At 44.8% G+C, this 15,005-nt stretch carries 12 protein-coding genes; 6 read left to right on the top strand and 6 right to left on the bottom strand.

Going from position 1 to position 15,005, the window contains the following annotated elements:
- Window positions 1–10: 10 nt before the first annotated feature.
- Entirely contained in the window at window positions 11–1,327 is a 1,317-nt protein-coding gene (lysA, locus tag Q7C19_RS14660; RefSeq protein ID WP_375092380.1) for a diaminopimelate decarboxylase, read from the top strand.
- Between the two features lie 120 nt (window positions 1,328–1,447).
- On the opposite strand, the gene Q7C19_RS14655 is transcribed toward lysA, so the two are convergent.
- The gene (locus Q7C19_RS14655) at window positions 1,448–2,443 is read right to left on the bottom strand and encodes a LysM peptidoglycan-binding domain-containing protein (protein ID WP_375092379.1); all 996 of its coding nucleotides are present in this window, start codon (window positions 2,441–2,443) and stop codon (window positions 1,448–1,450) included.
- Between the two features lie 192 nt (window positions 2,444–2,635).
- Between Q7C19_RS14655 and Q7C19_RS14650 the strand changes: the two genes are divergently transcribed.
- Together Q7C19_RS14650 and Q7C19_RS14645 are read left to right on the top strand one after the other, a co-directional pair.
- The gene (locus Q7C19_RS14650; protein ID WP_035412384.1) at window positions 2,636–3,763 is read left to right on the top strand and encodes an ABC transporter ATP-binding protein; all 1,128 of its coding nucleotides are present in this window, start codon (window positions 2,636–2,638) and stop codon (window positions 3,761–3,763) included.
- Window positions 3,760–5,343, top strand: a complete 1,584-nt coding sequence (locus Q7C19_RS14645) for an ABC transporter permease/substrate-binding protein (protein ID WP_056063467.1) — start codon at window positions 3,760–3,762, stop codon at window positions 5,341–5,343. The genes Q7C19_RS14650 and Q7C19_RS14645 overlap by 4 nt, the downstream gene beginning before the upstream one ends.
- Window positions 5,344–5,488: 145 nt before the next feature.
- Here the strand turns inward: Q7C19_RS14645 and Q7C19_RS14640 are convergent, their stop codons facing one another.
- Window positions 5,489–5,674 carry a hypothetical protein gene (locus Q7C19_RS14640; protein ID WP_035412391.1) on the bottom strand — a complete coding sequence of 62 codons (186 nt, stop codon included), beginning with the start codon at window positions 5,672–5,674 and terminating at the stop codon, window positions 5,489–5,491.
- Between the two features lie 112 nt (window positions 5,675–5,786).
- Window positions 5,787–6,326, bottom strand: coding sequence for a gamma carbonic anhydrase family protein (locus Q7C19_RS14635; RefSeq protein WP_047395039.1), 540 nt, complete (start codon window positions 6,324–6,326; stop codon window positions 5,787–5,789).
- 124 nt (window positions 6,327–6,450) lie between these two features.
- Here Q7C19_RS14635 and ade point away from each other — a divergent pair, with 124 nt between their 5' ends.
- A complete protein-coding gene (gene ade / locus Q7C19_RS14630) occupies window positions 6,451–8,184 on the top strand; it encodes an adenine deaminase (protein ID WP_375092378.1) in 1,734 nt (577 codons plus the stop codon).
- Between the two features lie 263 nt (window positions 8,185–8,447).
- Window positions 8,448–8,705, top strand: a complete 258-nt coding sequence (locus tag Q7C19_RS14625; RefSeq protein WP_035412398.1) for a hypothetical protein — start codon at window positions 8,448–8,450, stop codon at window positions 8,703–8,705.
- Window positions 8,706–8,836: 131 nt separating this feature from the next.
- Here the strand turns inward: Q7C19_RS14625 and Q7C19_RS14620 are convergent, their stop codons facing one another.
- Together Q7C19_RS14620 and Q7C19_RS14615 are read right to left on the bottom strand one after the other, a co-directional pair.
- Window positions 8,837–10,471, bottom strand: coding sequence for a peptide ABC transporter substrate-binding protein (locus Q7C19_RS14620; protein WP_375092377.1), 1,635 nt, complete (start codon window positions 10,469–10,471; stop codon window positions 8,837–8,839).
- A gap of 109 nt (window positions 10,472–10,580) precedes the next feature.
- Window positions 10,581–11,264 (bottom strand): MgtC/SapB family protein, encoded by a 684-nt coding sequence (locus tag Q7C19_RS14615; RefSeq protein WP_375092376.1) that lies wholly within the window; start codon window positions 11,262–11,264, stop codon window positions 10,581–10,583.
- Between the two features lie 111 nt (window positions 11,265–11,375).
- On the opposite strand from Q7C19_RS14615, the gene Q7C19_RS14610 reads away from it, so the two are divergent.
- On the top strand, window positions 11,376–12,773 hold the full coding sequence (locus Q7C19_RS14610; protein WP_201247407.1) for a basic amino acid/polyamine antiporter: 1,398 nt from the start codon (window positions 11,376–11,378) through the stop codon (window positions 12,771–12,773).
- 57 nt (window positions 12,774–12,830) lie between these two features.
- On the opposite strand, the gene Q7C19_RS14605 is transcribed toward Q7C19_RS14610, so the two are convergent.
- Window positions 12,831–14,858 (bottom strand): EAL domain-containing protein, encoded by a 2,028-nt coding sequence (locus Q7C19_RS14605; protein WP_375092375.1) that lies wholly within the window; start codon window positions 14,856–14,858, stop codon window positions 12,831–12,833.
- Window positions 14,859–15,005: the final 147 nt, after the last annotated feature.

Genomic DNA, 15,005 nt, shown 5'->3' with positions numbered 1-15,005 from the left:
GGAACTTATTATGTATGGAAGTCAATACCTGACAGAAGAAAACAACACGTTGCACATCGATGGTGTCGCAGCGACCGATCTTGCAGCACAGTACGGAACACCATTGTACGTGATGGCAGAACGGGAGCTGACGGATCGACTGGCGACCGTCCGGGAACACTTCCTTGATAAGTATCCGAATACGTATGCTTCCTTCGCTTCTAAAGCATTGACTGTCAGTGCGGTGTATGAACAAGTCGTGCGTCATGGTCTTGGAATTGACGTCGTCACGGGCGGGGAACTCTTCATCGCCCGTCAATCGGGCGTTCCAGCAGAGCGAATTTATTTCCATGGTTCGAATAAATCAACGGCTGATCTTCAGTATGCTGTCGAAGAAGGTGTCGGACGAATCGTCATCGATCACTTTGCAGAGATTGCACAACTGGAAGCGATTGCGGCACAAGCTGGTCGAACGGTTCATGTCTTGATTCGGATCGTGCCACAAGTCATCGGTGGAGCGCATGCGAAAATTCAGACAGGTGGTGTCGATACGAAATTCGGTTTCTCGACACATGCGTCAGATTACTTGGACGCAATCGAAGCGATTTTAGCATCAGAACATCTATCGTTACTTGGCATCCATTGTCATGTCGGTTCGCAAATCCAAGATCCGTCGCTGTTCGAACAGACGGCTCGGACGATGATGGGCTTCGTCGAAACAATTCGTGTACAACATGATTTCACAGTCAGCGAAGTCAACGTTGGAGGTGGGTTCGGAATTGCCTATACGCAGGACGACCAGCCACTTGATTTTGAAGCGACGATCGCACACGTCATGGATGTCATTGAGACGGAAACGGCACGACTTGGCATCGAACGTCCGCGAATCGGTATCGAACCAGGACGCTGGGTCGTTGCGAATGCAGGGACGACACTTTATACAGTTGGGGCAATCAAAGAGATCGAAGGCGTCCGGACATATCTTTCGGTGGACGGTGGAATGACGGATAACATTCGTCCCGCACTTTACGGAGCGGTTTATGAAACCGTCATCGCTAACCGGATGAGTGGCGAAACGACCGAAATGACTGTCGTTGGAGCAGCTTGTGAATCAGGTGATCTCGTCGCTGAAAAAGCGCAGTTAGTTACGCCAAAGAGTGGCGATACCCTCGCTGTATTTGGAACGGGAGCGTATAACTTCTCGATGGCAAGCAACTACAATCAATTCTTACGTCCGGCACTCGTCTTCGTTCGGGACGGGGAATCCCGCGAAGTCGTCCGTCGACAAACATATGCGGACTTAGTTCAGTGTGATCTTGGAATCAATGGGGTCCGTTCGGAGTCATAAGAGGTGAGGGGTCAAGCGATTGACGACAAAAAAACCGGCGCAATCTCGCCGGTTTTTCATACATGTGACGATTCTTCTCGCGACTAGAGAGGAATCGTTTTTTTTGCTGTGACAGTATATTCATTTTGGGATTTTCAAGACTTGTCCAACGAGTAAGAGATTCGGATTTGTGATGCCGTTCGCCTGCATTAATGCTGTGACGGTGACGCCGTAACGTGTCGCAATCGAGTAAAGTGTATCACCCGCTTTAACCGTATACGTCGTTGTCGGGATTTTTAAGACTTGACCGACATTGAGTAGACTCCAATTCGTGATGTTGTTCGCACTCGCGAGGGCAGAGACCGAGACATTGTATTTACGGGCAATCGAATAGAGTGTATCGCCCGCTTTGACAGTATACGTCGTACCGGTTGGGACCGTAGAACGCAACAGTTCTGAAATCGTGACGAACGAATAGCCTTTTGCTTTTAATTTCGAAATCATCGTCGGCAGGGCGGTTGGTGTTCCTTTCGCACCAGCCCCAGTGTGCATGAGGATGATTGATCCAGGAACGACTTTTGGTAACACACGATCCAAGATAGCTGTTGAAGAGATGCCTTTCCAATCCGTCGAATCGATATTCCATTGAATCGTTTTCGTATAACCAGCCGCTCCGACGACACTCAATACCTTACTGTTACTTGCACCGAACGGCGCCCGAAAAATCGGTTTCGTCGTTTTTCCGGTCAAGGATCGGATGAGCGACTCCGTCCGGGATAATTCACTTGTCATTTGGCTTGCTGATAAAGTCGTGAAATCCGGATGTGAATACGAGTGATTGCCGATTTGATGTGTTGGAGAGGCGGTTGTGATGTTTTTAATCGATTGAGGATGGTTGTTTGCACCACTGCCTGTTAAAAAGAAAGTAGCTTTCACTTGATTACTTTTTAAGACACTTAATATTTTGGCAATGTTCGTTCCATCTGAACCGTCATCAAATGTCAATGCGACGACTTTTTTGGTCGTCGTTCCTTTTGTGACAAACGTAGAACTCGCTGCATCGACCTGTGAGGGAATTGAAAGTGAGGTTAGGAGAAGCAATCCGATCATCATGATGGTGGGTTTCTTGATGTTCATCGTTAAGGGCCTCCTTCATCAAAACATGCTTTATCAGTACTCTTTATTTACGTATTCCCTTTATTTTTAAAAAAAGAACTAAAAATTTCCCCTTTTTCAAAGAAATAAAACTGATTTAATGGAAATTTGTTTAAACCGTAACCTTTTTGGGAAAACATAATATATGGAAATAGTAAAAAGGAGTGAGAAGGAATGATCGAATTCAAAAACGTCGGCAAGCAGTTTAAGGAAAATGTCGTCTTAAAAGGCTTATCGCTCGAGATTCAAAAGGGTGAACTCGTTGTTTTCATCGGACCAAGTGGTTGTGGGAAAACGACATCACTTAAAATGATCAATCGATTGATCGAACCTTCTTCAGGCACAATTTTGGTCAATGGGAAGGATATCATGAAGACGGATACGATTGAATTAAGACGCCATATGGGATATGTCATTCAGCAAACTGGTCTGTTCCCTCATATGACGGTCCGGGAAAACATTCAATTGATTGCTGGACTTGAGGGGAAAGATCACGATGAGATGGATCAGCGGACAGAACAACTATTAACGATGGTCGGGCTTGATCCGAGACAATTTATTGATCGTTATCCGAGCGAACTCAGTGGCGGACAGCAGCAACGTGTCGGTTTCGCGCGTGCTCTGATGAATGATCCTGATGTCATCCTGATGGATGAGCCGTTCAGTGCTCTCGATCCCGTTACTCGTAATGATTTGCAGGAAGAGCTTTTCAACTTACAAGAGGAAGTGAAAAAGACGATTGTTTTCGTCACTCATGATATGGATGAAGCGATCAAGTTAGCGGATCGGATATGTATCATGCGTGACGGGGAGATCGTTCAGTTCGATACTCCAGAAGAAATCCTGCGTCATCCAAAAGATGAATATGTCGAATCGTTCATCGGAAAAAATAAAATTTGGAGTAGTCCAGAATTCATCAAGGCAGAAGATATCATGATTGAGGATCCAGTTTCAATCAGTGGCAAACGTACATTGCTACAGGGAATTGAAATCATGCGTGGGCGAAAAGTCGACAGTCTATTGATCACTGATCGTGACCGCGTTTTACAAGGGCTGATTAAGTTAAAGAACATCCAAACGATCCCGGATAAGAGCCAACGAATTGAAGAAGTAATGGAGGGCGAAATCATTGCCGTCAATGAACACGATTCGTTACTTGATGTCCTTGAAGTCATGAATCAGGAAGAGACAGGTTATCTGCCGGTAACAGATGCAACAGGAAAACTAAGAGGATTAATCACGCGTAGTAGCTTACTTTCCGTCTTGAGTGAGCAATTCATTCATGAGGAGGAAGTTCAATGAACGGTTTCTTTGATTATGTAAAAAATAATACCGATCAAATCGGTGACTTATTACTGGAGCACTTACAGCTGACGGTCTTTGCCGTCGTCATCGCCGTCGTCCTTGGGATTCCGATCGGGATTTTAATCACGCGCTATCAAAAGTTCGCAAAACCGGTCCTCGCGCTGACGAGCGTCGTGCAAGCCGTCCCGAGTCTTGCCTTACTCGGTTTCTTAATTCCGTTCATCGGTATCGGATCGACACCAGCGATCATCATGGTCGTGCTCTATTCACTCTTGCCAATCGTCAAAAATACGTACACAGGTCTATCGAGTATTCCGGGAGATACGCTTGAAGCAGCAAAAGGAATTGGTTTGACGGATCGTCAAATCCTCAGTAAGGTCCAGATTCCGCTTGCCTTACCGATCATGATGGCAGGGATTCGGATTTCAGCCGTCACAGCGGTTGGTTTAATGACGATTTCAGCATTCATCGGTGCCGGTGGTCTTGGTTACCTTGTCTTTTCAGGTATTCAAACGGTTGATAATAACCAGATTCTCGCCGGAGCGATTCCAGCTGGTATCTTAGCGCTTATCATCGACTTCGTCGTCAGCCGGATTGAATATTCGGTGGCGCCGAACGGTATTCCGCTCGCAGATGGTCGAATTAAAAACAAGGCACGGAAGCGCCGTAAAGCGATGTCAGCGGGACGCAAGATCGCAATCGCAAGCATCGTCTTCCTATTGGTTGGTGGTACAGTCGCTTATTCTTTCCTCAAGGAAGATAAGATCGTCATCGGATCGAAGAACTTTACGGAACAGTTGATTCTTGGAAATATGTTAGCGGATTTAATCGAAGATAAAACGGATCTACAAGTCGAACGTCAATTAAATCTCGGGGGGACGAAGGTCGCTTACGGGGCGCTTGAAAAAGGGGAGATTGACGCGTATGTCGAGTACACAGGGACATTGTTGATCGACGTGCTCAAGCAGGAAGTCGAGACGGATCCGAAAACGGTCTATGCAAAAGTCGGGAAGATGATTCCCGAAAAAAGTCAGGTCGATGTCCTAGATCCGATCGGCTTCAACAATACGTATGCTCTTGCCATGACAAAAGAAGACATTAAGAAGTACGACTTGAAGACAGTGTCGGATATGTCAAAAGTCAGTGATCGCTTGATTCTCGGTTCAACGATTGAATTCGCGAACCGTGAGGATGGTTATCTTGGTCTAAAGAAGAAGTATCCGGATATGAAGTTCAAAGATGTACAACCAGTTGATGGAGGACTTCGCTATACAGCATTGACGAACGGTCGAACGAATGTCATCGATAGTTTTTCAACAGACGGTCTTTTGAAGAAGTTTGATTTGACTGTACTCAAAGATGATAAAGAGTTTTTCCCACCCTACTATGCGGTACCACTTGTTCGTCAAGAAACCCTTAAAGAACATCCAGAGCTGAAAAAAGTCCTCAACACATTGAAGGATAAAATCACGGATGAAACGATGCAAGAACTGAACTACAAAGCAGATGTTGAGAAGCAGCGTCCTGAAAAAGTCGCGCGTGATTTCTTGATTAAAGAAGGATTGATTTCTAAATAAACAGGTAGAGCCGAGGCGGGAATCCGCTTCGGCTCTTTTTGTATGCGCGCTGACGCGCTATATCGTTTTGGAAAATACGTAATCAAGTGATTAAATTATTTTTTGATGCGACTAGCGAGCCAAGCGCGAACAGTGCGTTGCTGAATCATACACGTTCTTCCTCTCGGTTTAATGTTCCAAGGCGGTGCTCGGCATCTTTAACGATACGTACTTGAACCTCAGCTGTCAACCAATCTGTTTCGAATTCAGGTAACGTCGGCAAACCATAGCTTGGGTTACTCGTAGATGAAAATAAATCAGACATAATACGTTCTTCATATACTGGAATCATATAAAAATCCCCTCTCTGTGTCTTGATTCATCTCTTGCACCTCTAGTGTACGAAAGAATTGTAAAGACGGAAGAGGGGAGGTATTAAGAACCTGTGAACTTTGTAAACGTTCTCACAAACTTGTCAAATCCTCTGTAATGGCTTCACAACTATCGGCATATTGCTGCCCTCGTTTCACATATTTTCGGACTGTCCGTTCCATGATGAATCGATCGTGGTCGCTGATATCGCGGACGATTTTTGCAGGAACCCCCATAACCATTGTCCCTGCAGGCACCTTCATTTTTGGCGGAACAAGACTTCCGGCAGCAACGAATGCACCTTCTCCAATTTCAGCTTCATCAAGGATCGTTGCCGACATTCCAATCAACGCTCCTTTTCGAATGATACCTCCATGAATCATTGCCATATGACCAATCGTGACTTCATCTTCAATGATAGTCGGAAACCCTTCATACTGATGAATCATCGAACCATCTTGAATGTTGACGCGTTCTCCGATTTGGATCGGACCTTCATCTCCCCGGATGACCGTATTGAACCAGACGGATGAGTCTTTTCCGATCGTGACCTCTCCGATGACCTTTGATCCATCCGCTAAATAAACGGATGGATCGATGTTTGGAATAAGTGAACCGACACGATATTTCATACGTTTTTCCCCCTCAGGCATTAAATCCATACTCTTTCATCTTGACGTTACAAAAAATAAATTGCAACAGCTTCCAAACTAATTGTAAGATAGTGAAAATACGCTTACACCAGGAGGAGACAGGATGGAACAAACAGTACGTGAACGATTGATCGCGATTGCTGCAAAAAAAGAGAAAGCAGCTGTCGTCTATCAAAACATTTCAGTCATCGATGTCATGACACGTGAGACGTATACGGCAGATGTAGCGATTGATTCAGGCTTTATTGCTGCTGTCGGAGAGGGATATGAGGGAGTCGAGAATCGTCCGGGAACGAATCTGTTTATCGCTCCAAGTTTTATTGACGCTCATGTTCATATTGAATCATCGATGGTACCACCAAGTGAGTATGAACAGGCGATTTTACCACTAGGCGTCACGACGATCATCGCGGATCCACATGAGATCGCGAACGTCAAAGGCGCAGAAGGTTTGTCCTTCATGCTAGATGATGCAGAAGATCTCGCCCTTGACGTGCGCATGATGTTACCGAGCTGTGTCCCGGCGACTTCGTTTGAACATGCGGGGGCATCACTTGATGCTGCGGCACTTGCGCCATTCGTCAATCATCCGGGTGTCCATGGTTTAGGGGAAGTCATGGATTATCCGGCTGTCGAACGAGCCGATCGCGACATGTTACAAAAAATCAAACAGATTGAAGACGCAGGGAAACTTGTCGATGGACATGCTGCAGGACTCGGACCACGCGAAATCAACATTTATGGTGTCGCTGGAATTCGGACGGATCATGAATCCGTCAGTAAGGAAGATGCAATTGCCCGAGCACGTCGTGGTCTGTATGTCGAAGTACGGGAAGGGTCAGCAGCCCGAAACTTGAAGGAAGTCCTCGATGCCGTGACAGAGAGTAATGCCAGCAGGTTCCTCTTCTGTACGGATGATAAACATTTGGACGATACATTACGGGAAGGTACGATTGATTATAATATTCGCTATGCGATTCGTCATGGGATTAAACGCGAAACAGCGTATGCGATGGCATCGTTGCACGCGACGAACGCGTATCGTCTAGACGATCGGGGAGCCATCGTACCAGGACGCCGGGCGGACTTCGTCTTATTATCGGATGCCGATAACGTCGTGATTGATGAGGTTTATATTCAAGGGAATTGTGTCGCACGAGCAGGGAAAACGATTCGACCCGTTCGCCGTGCTCATGTGCCGGAGTCATTACGTGGAACCTTGAATACAAAACCGATCACACCAGAAGTATTCGCCCTTCCACTCGAATCAGCACGTGCGCATGTCATCGGAGTCATTCCGAAAAGCATCGTCACCGAGCACTTGATTCTTGACGTTCCGCTTCAAGAAGGACATTTTGTTCCTGTGCCAGAGGAGGATCTCTTAAAAATTGCTGTCATTGAGCGTCATCACGGGACATCGTTCTCAGCAGTTGGAATCGTCAAAGGATTTAAGATGAAGCGTGGCGCGATTGCTGCGACCGTTGCTCATGATTCCCATAATCTCGTCATCGTTGGGGCATCAGACGAAGAGATGCAACTCGCTGCAGAACGTCTTGTTCAAGCGGGTGGGGGTGTCATTGCTGTTAATGGACAAGACGTGCTTGCAGAGTTACCGCTTGAAATCGCTGGGCTGATGACGAATCGTCCTTTCCAAGAAGTCGGGGATACACTCGAAGCATTAAACGATGCACTTGATGTATTAGAAGCGGATCGGTCCTTTAATCCTTATTTGACGATGTCGTTCCTTTGCTTACCGGTCATTCCGGAATTGAAGTTGACCGACAGTGGGTTATTCGATGTGAAACACTTCCAGCATATTTCAGTACAAGCAAACTAAAGTCCATCGCGAGTCTGAGTCTCTTTCCGGGACTCAGACCGTTTTTTATTAGAAATAGATGATCTAAAATCAAAGAAAGATACTTTACAAAAGGTCTAAATATTCTTAATGAAACTTAATAGTTTGGATGTTGAATCATTTTGGAAAGCTTGTTATAGTAAGGTCTATATCATTTGTGAGAAATCTCACTTTCTTTGAAACTCTTTATTTAAAAGAGTCGTAGAAAAGAATAGGATCACTAAAGTGGAAAGGGGACTATATTTATGGATAAATCATATTTTGAAGGACATGAAGTCTTGATTGCGGACGTCTATCGTTCATTCACGCGTCAATTTTATGCACTTCCGACACATCGGCGAACGAAACGTCAATTGCGAAACCTTGCATTCTCCGTTATTCGTCAAGCCAGACCGACGTATGAAGAACGCACCGTTTTGTACGCCTATTTTGCTGAATTCTTCCGAGCAGTGGAAGAAGGACAAGATGAAGAAATCGCTTTTTATAAACAAATCGCACAGTAAAGACCCCCGATGGCTCCGTCAGAAGGGGTCTTTGTTGTTTTTAGAGATATCTTCAGGAAATCAAAAACAAGTAGCGGACGAGGTCCACTACTTGTTGATTAAAGAATTCGATGTGTGCGTCAGGTCCTCGTTTACTTGATTTCCATCCATTTAAAGCTCATATCGGCACCGAATGGGTGACGGTATAATTTATCAATGTTTGTCCGTTGCAAGTACGCTTCACCTTTTTGATAGATCGGCGCGATCGCGTAGTCATCGGTTAGCAAGATTTTTTCAGCTTCTTGCATATCAGACCAACGTTTCGCTTCATCTGCTTGTTGTTTTGCCCCTTTGATGAGATCATCGAATTTTTTGTTCGAGTATTCCATCCGGTTGAAGCTTCCGCCTGTCAACCACATATCGAGGAACGTCATTGGATCCTGATAGTCAGGTCCCCATCCAGCTGCAGAGATATCATAATCGCCCTTCGATTCGAGGTCGAGGAAGTTCTTGAACGGTTGTTGTTTGATATTGATCGTCAAACCAGGAAGATGTTTCTCTAGATCACCTTTTAAGTATTCAGAGACTTTCTTGAATGCATCCTCATCTCGTGAGAGCATGCTGAGTTCGACTGTTTTGACACCAAGTTCTTTCAATCCAGCATCCCAAGCTTTTTTCGCTGCATCGGCATCATAGCTTTGAAGATCCGGATATTTCGCTCGGAAATCCTCACCATCCGGTGTGAACGTGAAGTCTTTCGCAACGATGAAGTTTGCTGGTTTTGATCCATCGTTTAGGATGACGTCCGTAATCCCTTGTTTCTCAAAACCAAGTGCGAGCGCTTTTCGAATGTTCTTGTTTTTCAATGCTTTATTCTTTTGGTTAAAGCGGAGGAAGTTGATCCGAGCATCTGGACGTGTCTTGTAATCCTCTGATTTTTCATATTGTGAGACGAATTCAGATGTAATCGGTGCGAAGTCGACTTCTTTTGCTTCAAAGAGGTTGACGCCAGTCGAGATTTCCTTAACGACTTTAACGTTGATCTGATCCATCTTGACGTTTGCTTTATCCCAGTAATCCGGGTTTTTCTTATATGTCCAACCCGCGTTCGCTTGCCACTTATCGAGGACAAAAGGTCCGTTGAAGACCATAGTGTCCACACTTGTCGCGAACTTATCGCCTTTATCTTCAACGAATGATTGCTTTAATGGTAAGTAAGTCGGAAAACTCGTCAAACCAAGGAAGTAAGGTGCTGGAGCTTCGAGTTGTACTTCAAGTGTCTGATCATCGATTTTCTTGACACCGAGTTCATCGAGTTCAGCTTTGCCTGCCATAATTTTATTGGCATTTTTCAAGTCCTGTAAAATGTATGCGTATTCTGCGGCTGTCTTTGGATCAAGTGCACGCTTCCAAGCATAGATGAAATCATCTGCTGTGACGGCTGATCCATCCGACCACTTCGCATCTTTACGCAATTTAAACGTATATGTCTTTTTATCTTTTGACACTTCGACATTTTCTGCGATTCCAGGTGTCGGCTTGTTATCACCATCGAGTCGATAAAGTCCTTCAAAGACGTTGTTCGTAACAATGATGGAAGTCGAGTCCGTCGTTTTCGTCGGATCAAGCTGAGGTACATCTGTCGTCGAAACGAGCGTGACTTCCTTTTTCTTGTTTTTTGAATCAGATCCGCTTGTGTTTTCATCATTTCCTTGCCCGCATGCAGCGACAGCAAGTAGTGCGATGCTAGATAGTCCAGCAAACGCAATTTTCGATGTTTTATTCATTGAACGATGACCCCCCGAGAGTTAGAGTTAAATATTTCAGAAAAATGTGAACATATTGTTAATTTAAGTGAAAGTGATTAAAAATGCAACATAAATTTTCAGATAATTCTCACTGATCAAGGTCTATATCCTTAATTCCGAGTGATTTTAAATAGTCATAAAGTAGGAATATGGTCAGTTTATGCGGAGAATACATTCGTAATGTCAACCGAACCGGATCTCCTCGCATGCGCATATTCGTAATATGAACACCTTTTCGTTCAAGAGCGAAGATGATTTCAGATGGCTCCATATCAGCAGGAAGGAGCAAGTGTGCGACAAGGACGTTCGCTTCGAATCGACTGTTATTAATGCGGCGCATTCCTCGAGTCAATCCCTCTAATAAGAAGAACAAAAATAAAACAAGAAAAACCGATTCCCATATAAATCCTGCACCGACAGCAATTCCAATTCCACTTGAACTCCATATAATGGCGGCCGTCGTCAATCCACTGACGATATCGTGAGGACGACGCAAAATGACACCAGCACCAATGAAGCCGATACCGGCAATGATTTGTGCGACAAGGCGCATCGGATCCATTTGAACATTCGTCGCCATATCGTGATAGAGTGAAACGGATTTGATGGATACGATGGTTAAAAGACAGCTGATGAGGGTAATTACGAGGCTAGTGCGTATACCGACCGGTTTATTTTTTATTTCACGCTCGAATCCCATGAAAATTCCAAGGGCAGCAGCCAACAGGAGTTTAAAGAGATCCTCGAGCTGAAATACATGAATCCAGTTCATTCGTCTCAAATCCTTTCTTTACTTTAAAAGGTGATTTGTTATAATGACTTTTGTGTCTTTCGAATGAATATACGTAAGATGTAATAGATATACGGAAAAAGGAAGTGTCTCATCATGAATCAACAAAAAATCGGCTTCTTTGCTCTCGCAGCAATGGTTATCGGTTCGATGGTCGGTGGAGGTGCCTTTAACCTTCCCGGTGCAATGGCCCAAAGTGCAAGTGCAGGACCTATTCTCATCGGATGGAGTATTACAGGAATTGGAATGATCATGCTCGCGCTCGTCTTCCAGCACCTTGCAAACAGTAAACCCGAACTTGAAGGTGGTATTTATGCCTATGCACGTGAAGGGTTCGGACGTTTCGTCGGTTTCAACAGTGCTTGGGGATACTGGGTATCTGCATGGATTGGAACGGTTGCGAACATCACACTCGTCTTCAATGCGATAAGTTATTTCTTCCCGATTTTCGCGGCAGAGAATCGGATATTCCTTCTCTTGATGAGTATGGTAGTCATTTGGGGATTATTCTGGCTTGTCTCAAGCGGGATCAAGGAAGCGACCCTCGTCAATCTGATTACAACAATTGCAAAGCTCGTTCCAATCTTGATTTTCATTCTATTGGTTGGGATCGCCTTTAATATCAAAACGTTCAATTTAGACATCTGGGGAGATGGGACAGAACTCGGTTCAATCTTCGATCAAGTAAAAGGAACGATGCTCGTCACGCTTTGGGCGTTCGTTGGAATTGAAGGGGCAGTCGTTTTATCGAGTCGTGCTAAAAATCGAAGTGATGTCGGAAAAGCGACCGTAACGGGACTCGTTGGTGTTTTGGTCATCTATATCTTGATTTCGGTCTTATCACTTGGCGTCCTTAGTCAAGAAAAACTGGCTGGATTAAAGGAACCGACGATGGCGTATGTATTAGAGGCAGCAATCGGACCAGTCGGCGCGACGATCATCATGATTGGTTTAATCATCTCTCTATCCGGAGCGCTTCTTGGATGGACGATTTTAGCATCAGAGATTTCATATTTGGTTGCGAAAGATGGTGCGTTCCCAAAAGCGTTCGCTAAGACGAATCGAAAAGGGGCACCAGTCGGAGCACTACTGATTACACAGATCGCCACACAAATTGTTGCTGGGATTGCGCTATTCTCTGCACAGACGTATCTCGTTCTATCAAGTATTGCCGGGATTTGTGCGCTCTTACCATATCTGTTATCAGCCTTGTACAGCATCCGGACTTCACGGGAAGAGCGGAATCGGAAAATGTTACTCTTCTCGGTCATCGCATCCGCGTACTCTATTTGGCTCGTCTATGCGTCGGGCGTTTGGTATATCGTCATTGCGGCATTAGTTTATGCGCCAGGCATTTTAGCATATGCGTTAGCAGAACGAGAACAGCAACGGACAGGCATGTCACGCTATGAGTGGATTGCTAGCATGATTCTTGTTGTCTTAGCCGGAGTGGCTGTTTACGGAATGGTCGTAGGAGAAATTCAATTGTAAGAAACGATATGCAAAAGAAGTCACGGTGGATAAAAATCACCGTGACTTCTTTTTTTATTAAGGGGTTAAGAATCTTTTTTCGACATCCTGTACGGACAGTGGTTCAGAGAAAATGAACCCTTGCATGTACTGGCAATCTGTCGTTTTCAAGTAAGTCAAGGCATGTTCTGTCTCGACACCCTCAGCGACGAGGTTCAACTCTAGATTGCGACCCAGTTGAATGATAGAATCCAGCAAAGCATGTTCGTTCATTGCTAGTCCATCAATGAACACTTTATCGATTTTTAATTCATCAATTGGAAACGCGCTGAGATACTGTAAAGAAGAGTAGCCGGTTCCAAAATCATCAATCGATAAGCGGAAACCGAGTGACTTAATGAGGTGCATGCGTTCGACGGTTCGTTGTGTCTGTAAGATAGCAATATTCTCTGTCATCTCGAGCGTGACGGAAGATGGCGAAACGAGTCGCTCCGTTACGACATGTTGCAACGTTCGAATAAAGGAGTCACTTTGGAATTGGTGCGGTGAAATGTTGATCGCCATCGTCAATTCAGGGTCAATCGTTTGTTGCCACTTCGCGAGCTGTTCACATGCTTCAATGATGACCCAGTTGTTGATTGGTGTGATTAGAGAAGCCTCTTCGGCGAGTGGGATGAACTCATCCGGCGGAATATTTCCGAGCGCCGTATGATTCCACCGTAATAACGCTTCGAATCCTTTGACGGCTTGTGATTGAAGCTCGATGATCGGTTGATAAGCAAGGTAGAGCGACTGATCTTCAAGTGCCGTGAAGAGAGAACGTTCGAGTTGGATTTTACGTGTGAATTGTGTGTCCATCTCGTGTGTTAAGTACTGAATCGTTCCCGTACCAATTGATTTTCCCGCATAGAGAGCAGTTTCAGAGCGGCGGTATAAATCTTCAAGTGTTTTCGCTTCAGACGGATAGACGGTGATACCGAATGTGCAAGAAACGATGAGTGAATGACCGTTAATGTAATAAGGACGTTGTAACGCTTGTTGTAATTTTCGAGCATATTGAAAGAGTAGATTACTCGAGGGTGCAGGTAATAGGACACCGAATAAATCACTCGTCGGATGAAAAGCAAGGACACCCGTCGCATGTTGCAAAAGCCGTGTTGCCATTGCTTGAAGGAGTTGATCCCCGACATGTGTTCCAAAAGAATCGTTTATGACTTTGAAACGATCGATATCGAACAAAATGAGTGCAATGGGTTCATGTGATGCAGCAGACTGGAACAATGCTTCCCCTTCGCGTAAAAATCCACGTTTATTCAATAAATGCGTCATCTCATGGTGATGCACTAAAAAATCAAGTTCTTCTTCAAGCACAGTTGTTTCCGTAATGTCGTTACCGATGAACAGATGCTGAAAACGCACGCCGTTTGCATCATAAATCGGAATCAATGTCGCTTGAAGATGTTTTCGTTCACCCGTGTGTGAAATGAGACTAAGACGACCAGACCATGCTTTGCGTTCACGGAGTTGTGTTCGGATTTCTGAGACAGTCGTACTAGTTTGATCGAGAATTACGGACCATGGCTGACCAATAAGCATTTCAAGACAGTAACCTGTTACATCCATAAGTTGGTCGTTTATATACGTAATTGCACCACGCGCGTCAAATACAGCGACACTGGCGATTTGATCGAACGCCTGACGTAAATCCATCAAACCTTGAAATAATGGTTTTGTTGTAATCGGTTGTTGAGCAGACGGAATACAGCAAACGAAAGCAGCAATGGCATTGCCTACTTCATCAAGTAGAGGAGACAGTAGCAACGTTGAGGTCATGGGAGTACCAGACTTATGGAATAAGGAGGCATTCGGCAATTGGACCGATTGACGGCGTTCCAGAAAGGAATGCCAAATCTGATGGCTGAATGCCATATCTTCCTGGTCAAGTAAAGGAACGATTTGTCCGACGATTTCCTGTTGTGTCCAGCCCCAATGCTGTTCTGCTAACTCGTTCCAGGAACGAATAGTCAAATCGATATTTAAGATGAAAGACGGTAGTGGAAACTCTTGAATGACGACTTCATAGGAATCAATGGTCGAACGATCCATTACGTGCGCACGCTCCTTTATGATGAAAAGAGATGACGGTTCACTTGTCTTGTCTTTTCCCAATATATTCAATTCTTACGCATCCCAATCCTCTAGGTTATACATTTTTTAGATGAAGATTATACAAGAAAATCTGCTATAATGATT

This window comes from Exiguobacterium sp. PHA03 (genome assembly GCF_041945985.1).
Lineage (GTDB): Bacteria > Bacillota > Bacilli > Exiguobacteriales > Exiguobacteriaceae > Exiguobacterium_A.
The sequence above is the reverse complement of the archived record's forward strand: the minus strand, read 5'-3'. Positions and strand labels throughout refer to the sequence as shown.

Excerpts from the sequence above, each read along its gene's own strand:
- Q7C19_RS14615 (WP_375092376.1), bottom strand. The coding sequence starts at position 11,264 with ATGAACTGGATTCATGTATTTCAGCTCGAGGATCTCTTTAAACTCCTG.
- Q7C19_RS14605 (WP_375092375.1), bottom strand. The coding sequence starts at position 14,858 with ATGGATCGTTCGACCATTGATTCCTATGAAGTCGTCATTCAAGAGTTT.
- Q7C19_RS14640 (WP_035412391.1), bottom strand. The coding sequence starts at position 5,674 with ATGATTCCAGTATATGAAGAACGTATTATGTCTGATTTATTTTCATCT.
- Q7C19_RS14635 (WP_047395039.1), bottom strand. The coding sequence starts at position 6,326 with ATGAAATATCGTGTCGGTTCACTTATTCCAAACATCGATCCATCCGTT.
- Q7C19_RS14620 (WP_375092377.1), bottom strand. The coding sequence starts at position 10,471 with ATGAATAAAACATCGAAAATTGCGTTTGCTGGACTATCTAGCATCGCA.
- Q7C19_RS14645 (WP_056063467.1), top strand. The coding sequence starts at position 3,760 with ATGAACGGTTTCTTTGATTATGTAAAAAATAATACCGATCAAATCGGT.
- lysA (WP_375092380.1), top strand. The coding sequence starts at position 11 with ATGTATGGAAGTCAATACCTGACAGAAGAAAACAACACGTTGCACATC.
- ade (WP_375092378.1), top strand. The coding sequence starts at position 6,451 with ATGGAACAAACAGTACGTGAACGATTGATCGCGATTGCTGCAAAAAAA.
- Q7C19_RS14625 (WP_035412398.1), top strand. The coding sequence starts at position 8,448 with ATGGATAAATCATATTTTGAAGGACATGAAGTCTTGATTGCGGACGTC.
- Q7C19_RS14655 (WP_375092379.1), bottom strand. The coding sequence starts at position 2,443 with ATGAACATCAAGAAACCCACCATCATGATGATCGGATTGCTTCTCCTA.
- Q7C19_RS14650 (WP_035412384.1), top strand. The coding sequence starts at position 2,636 with ATGATCGAATTCAAAAACGTCGGCAAGCAGTTTAAGGAAAATGTCGTC.